Here is a 4,402-nt window from a genome sequence, read left to right as displayed (position 1 = left end):
GACACTCAGTGTCAACATGGTTTCGTCACAGTTTGGTACCTGTGAGCGGGCGCTGACCTTCAGCAACAACGTTGTTGTTGATGTCATGGCCTGCCGCGCCAACATAGCGGACCCGGCTACCAACATCGCCCACCAGATCGCCGCTAAAGTCCCCGCTTAGATGGTTCAGAGCCGAATACACGGACTCAATGCACTGCGTTCATCGTCTCCGAAAAGACGATTATTTCGAGGCTTGCGCCAAAATGCTTTCCACTGGCAGATAGTTCAAGAGGCGATGTTCGGGGATCCCTACGAACTAAAAATAGCCATCTAGCAGCAAACTGTGGTGCGCGGTACTGGGATTGAACCAGCGACCTCTTCCGTGTCAGGGAAGCGCTCTCCCGCTGAGCTAACCGCGCCCGGTCAAAGAATTGGAGGTGGAGACGGGAATCGAACCCGTGTGCACGGCTTTGCAGGCCGTTGCCTCACCACTCGGCCACTCCACCGTAGGTTTGATGCCACTTGCACCCTCGAGCGGACGACGGGATTCGAACCCGCGACCCTCACCTTGGCAAGGTGATGCGCTACCAACTGCGCTACGTCCGCGCGCAACGGGCGAGATCGTCGCCCGGTGCGAAGCACGACGATAGTCGACCTGAGCGGGCCCGCACAAATTTTTCGTAAAGTCCCGCGCGCCGCGATCCCCCGGGCTGTGTAGGACGTTCTGCCGAGCCGCCGGCGCGTGCTAATCTTCGACCTCGTTCGCCTCTCGGCGCCGGTCCCGTGGCTCAGTGGGAGAGCGTCCGCTTCACACGCGGAAGGTCGCTGGTTCGATCCCAGCCGGGACCACCCTCATCTCGCTGGCATGGTGTCGCTGGTGCAGCGTTAGCGTTAAGCAATCAGGGCAACCGAAGGATGCTGACGATGCCTGACGAAAAGCGGGGGCAGGCCGCTCTGTTCGACGCCTTGACGACCAAGGGCACGGCGTTTTCCGAGGCGGAGCGCCGCAAGTACGGTCTGCTCGGACTGCTGCCGACCGCTGTGAAGACCCTGGAAGAGCAAGCCGCGCACTGTTGGCATGAATTTTCCACTCGCCGTGACGATCTCGATAAACACATTTATCTCCGCGCATTGCAGGACCGCAACGAAACCCTGTTCTACAGTGTGCTGCGCGACCACATCCCCGAAACGCTGCCTATCGTCTATACCCCCACCGTCGGTGAGGCCTGCCAGCGTTTCGGCGAGATCTATCGGCGGCCAAGGGGACTGTTCGCTTCTTATCCCGACCGCGACCGTCTCGATGAAGTGCTGCGCAATCGGCCCCAGCGCGAAGTCGACGTGATTGTGGTGACCGATGGGCAGCGGATTCTGGGGCTGGGTGACCAGGGCATCGGCGGGATGGGCATTCCGATCGGCAAGCTGTCGCTCTACACCCTGATCGGCGGCATCGATCCCGCCCGCACTCTGCCGATCGTGCTCGATGTGGGCACCGACAACGCCGAACTCCTCGAAGACCCGCTTTATCTAGGTTGGCGCCACCGGCGCATCGACGACGAGGCGTACTACGCGTTCATCGACCGGTTCGTCGCAGAAGTGCGCGAACAACTGCCCGAAGTGCTGCTGCAATGGGAAGACTTCGCCAGCGCGCATGCGCAACCCATCCTTGCCCGCTATCGCGACCAGCTGCTCACCTTCAACGACGACATTCAGGGCACCGCCGCCGTCACGCTCGGCGCACTGCACGGCGCCGCCCAAGCGGCGGGTCGCCCGCTTGCCCAGCAGCATGTCGTCATGCTCGGTGCAGGCTCGGCGGGCTTAGGCGTCTTGGACATGATCCGGCGCGAGATGGTCAATGAGGGGCTCTCGGAACAGACTGCCCGAGAACGGATCTGGGTCGTCGACGTGGTGGGCCTGCTCACCGACGATCGCACGGATCTTTCCGCAGGGCAGCGCGACTTCGCTCAGCCCGTCGACCGGGTAGCTGACTGGGGGCTGACCAGGCCCGCACAGCTTGCCGACGTCGTACACCGTGTCGACGTCGGCGTTTTACTCGGTTTGTCCACGGCCGCCGGCGCCTTCACCGAACCCATCGTGCGTGAGATGGCCGGCAAGACCGAGCGGCCGATCATCTTCCCGCTGTCCAACCCGACAAGCCGGGCCGAGGCGCACCCAGCCGAATTGGACCACTGGACTGACGGGCGTGCGCTGATCGCGACGGGCTCACCGTTCGCGCCGCTGCTACGCGATGGCGTGGAACATCCAGTGGCCCAATGCAATAACGTTTACATTTTCCCCGCGATGGGCCTCGCCGTGACCGCGGCACAGGCCACCCGGGTCACCGACGAGATGATGCGCGTGGCTGCGGCGACCCTGGGCGACGCATCGCCCGCCCTTGCCGACCCCGACCAGCCGTTACTGCCCGCGTGGTCGGACGTGCCCGACGTGGCGGTGCGCATCGCGCAGGCCGTCGCCGTGCAGGCCGTGGCCGAGGGCGTCGCCCCGAACCGCAGCAGCGAGGAGCTCAGCGAGCGGATAACTCAGGTGCGCTGGATTCCGGCCTACCCTCGCGCTGACTGACCTAACGGGCGCCGGAAAAGGATGCGTCCTGCGCGATCGCCGTGCAAGATGTGCGGCGTGGCTATGTACCAGGGCAGGGCGCTCGCAGACATCAATCTCACTGGACGTCCGTTGGGGGAGGCGCTCGAAGCGTTCATCTGCCGACGTGACCCGAGCCTGGAGAACCTGAACGTCCAGATCAAACGCGCGACTCCAACTGGGGACGTCGAAACACGGGTACAGCCCAACAAGCGGTGGTACGAGGTTGTCTTCGAGACCGACGACATACCCAACGAAGACGAAGACGATGACGATGACACTTTCGAGGCCAGGCGAAAAGCTGAAAAGAAGGCAAAAGCAGCGGCAAAGGCACAGGTGAAGACGTGGCCGCCAAGGAATCCAATGGTGCTGCCACCCGATCCTGATGAGGAGGAGCGGCGCCGGTGACTGGCGTGCGTGATCAGGTGGTGACCCGGGCGCGCGGAATGCGCGACCTGGTCCGTGCCGAGGCCGCGGAATCCGAGCGGTTGCGGACGCTCTCGGCGCCGATCGTCGACGAGATGTGGGCCAGCGGCCTGATGTCTGCGTTCAATCCGACAGCGGCGGGCGGTGTCGAACCGTCGTTTCCCGAGATGATCGAAACGTGGATCGAAATGGCTTGGCAAGACGGCTCTTTCGGCTGGATCGGTATCGCCAACCTACCCTCGGCGTTCGCCGCTGCTACTTACCTCCCCGACGAGGGATTCGCCGAGATATTCACCCGGAACGATAACCACGTCACGATCGGCGGCCAGTACTTCCCCAACGGACAGGGCACGGTCGTCGATGGCGGCTATCAGTTGAGCGGTGCATGGAATTTCGGCTCCGGCACCGGGCACTCGGCTTACATCGGCGCCGGGTTTTTCCCGATGCAAAACGGTGAGATGCGTTGGGTCAGTGAAGGTATACCTGAGATGCGGGTCGCATTCCTGCCCCGGGAGGAGGTCACCTTCACCGACGGGTGGCATGTCCAGGGGCTCAAAGGCACCGGCTCCTACGACTACAACGTGGCCGACGTGTTCGTACCCGAGTGCCGGACCATGCCGCTGTTCACCCGTGAGCCTTTCCGCGGAAGCTCGGCGGCCAGCCGAATGGGTCTGATGCCCATCACCGCTGCCGGGCACGCGTCGTTTGCACTCGGGGTGGCCAAGAGCATGCTCGACGACGTCGAGGAACTCGCGGCCACCAAGGTGCGGATGAGCGACATGGCGACGCTGGCCAGCCGTCAGACCTTCCAAAAGGGACTCGCTCATCACGTCGCCGCCTGGCGGGCGGCTCGGCTGCTGGTGATCGACGCGTTCTCCACCGCCGAGGCGGCGGTCGACGCGGGCAACGACCTGACGCCCAGCTTGCGGGCCGACATGCGGGTAGCGGCGGTGTATGCCACCGACACGGCGCGGGCCTGCGCCGAGTGGGCGCATTTGGCGGCCGGCACTACCGCGATCCGCGAGGGCAGCCGACTCGAGCGGGCATTCCGCGACATCTATACCGGCACCCAGCACGCGTTCATCAGCGAGAAGGTGGCAATGGACGTCGCGCAGATTTGGCTCGGCATCATCGACGACCAATTCGGACTCTGACTGCCCGGCAAACGAATTCGAGAGGACCAGTCATGGTGAGCGCTGATCGCGCCCGTTCCCGCACGTTCGTCATAACAGGTGCGGCCTCGGGTATCGGGCTAGCCACTGCCGAGCGCCTGCTGGCCGAAGGCGGCACCGTCGTCGGCGCCGACGTGGCGCCGCCACCCGACCTGGGCGCTAACTTCCGGTTTGTCGCCGCCGACGTGACCGACGAAGCCGCGATCGCGGCTGTGCTGGCCGCCGTGCCC

At 64.1% G+C, this 4,402-nt stretch carries 5 protein-coding genes and 4 tRNA genes; 6 read left to right on the top strand and 3 right to left on the bottom strand.

From position 1 onward, the window contains the following. Nucleotides 1-16 precede the first annotated feature (16 nt). A complete protein-coding gene (locus WBF82_RS07320; protein ID WP_424382397.1) occupies nt 17-160 on the top strand; it encodes a sensor domain-containing protein in 144 nt (47 codons plus the stop codon). A gap of 163 nt (nt 161-323) precedes the next feature. Here WBF82_RS07320 and WBF82_RS07315 read toward each other — a convergent pair. From WBF82_RS07315 to WBF82_RS07305, 3 genes are all read right to left on the bottom strand, one after another. After that, nucleotides 324-398 (bottom strand) — tRNA-Val (locus WBF82_RS07315). Nucleotides 399-411: 13 nt separating this feature from the next. Next, nucleotides 412-485, bottom strand: a tRNA-Cys gene (locus tag WBF82_RS07310). A 27-nt stretch (nt 486-512) separates the two neighbouring features. After that, nucleotides 513-585 (bottom strand) — tRNA-Gly (locus tag WBF82_RS07305). Between the two features lie 171 nt (nt 586-756). On the opposite strand from WBF82_RS07305, the gene WBF82_RS07300 reads away from it, so the two are divergent. The 5 genes from WBF82_RS07300 to WBF82_RS07280 all read left to right on the top strand — a co-directional run. Beyond that, nucleotides 757-828: transfer RNA gene (locus WBF82_RS07300), tRNA-Val, on the top strand. A gap of 75 nt (nt 829-903) precedes the next feature. After that, nucleotides 904-2,556, top strand: coding sequence for an NAD-dependent malic enzyme (locus WBF82_RS07295; RefSeq protein ID WP_424382395.1), 1,653 nt, complete (start codon nt 904-906; stop codon nt 2,554-2,556). 57 nt (nt 2,557-2,613) lie between these two features. Continuing rightward, nucleotides 2,614-2,982 carry a hypothetical protein gene (locus tag WBF82_RS07290; RefSeq protein WP_424382394.1) on the top strand — a complete coding sequence of 123 codons (369 nt, stop codon included), beginning with the start codon at nt 2,614-2,616 and terminating at the stop codon, nt 2,980-2,982. 38 nt (nt 2,983-3,020) lie between these two features. Continuing rightward, on the top strand, nt 3,021-4,154 hold the full coding sequence (locus WBF82_RS07285) for an acyl-CoA dehydrogenase family protein (RefSeq protein WP_424382396.1): 1,134 nt from the start codon (nt 3,021-3,023) through the stop codon (nt 4,152-4,154). Between the two features lie 32 nt (nt 4,155-4,186). Next, nucleotides 4,187-4,402, top strand: a 216-nt coding sequence (locus tag WBF82_RS07280) for an SDR family NAD(P)-dependent oxidoreductase (protein WP_424382393.1), incomplete at its 3' end; no start/stop codon positions are given.

Origin of the sequence: Mycobacterium sp. (genome assembly GCF_049673265.1) — a bacterium.
In the GTDB taxonomy this organism is placed as follows: domain Bacteria; phylum Actinomycetota; class Actinomycetes; order Mycobacteriales; family Mycobacteriaceae; genus Mycobacterium.
The sequence above is the reverse complement of the archived record's forward strand: the minus strand, read 5'-3'. Positions and strand labels throughout refer to the sequence as shown.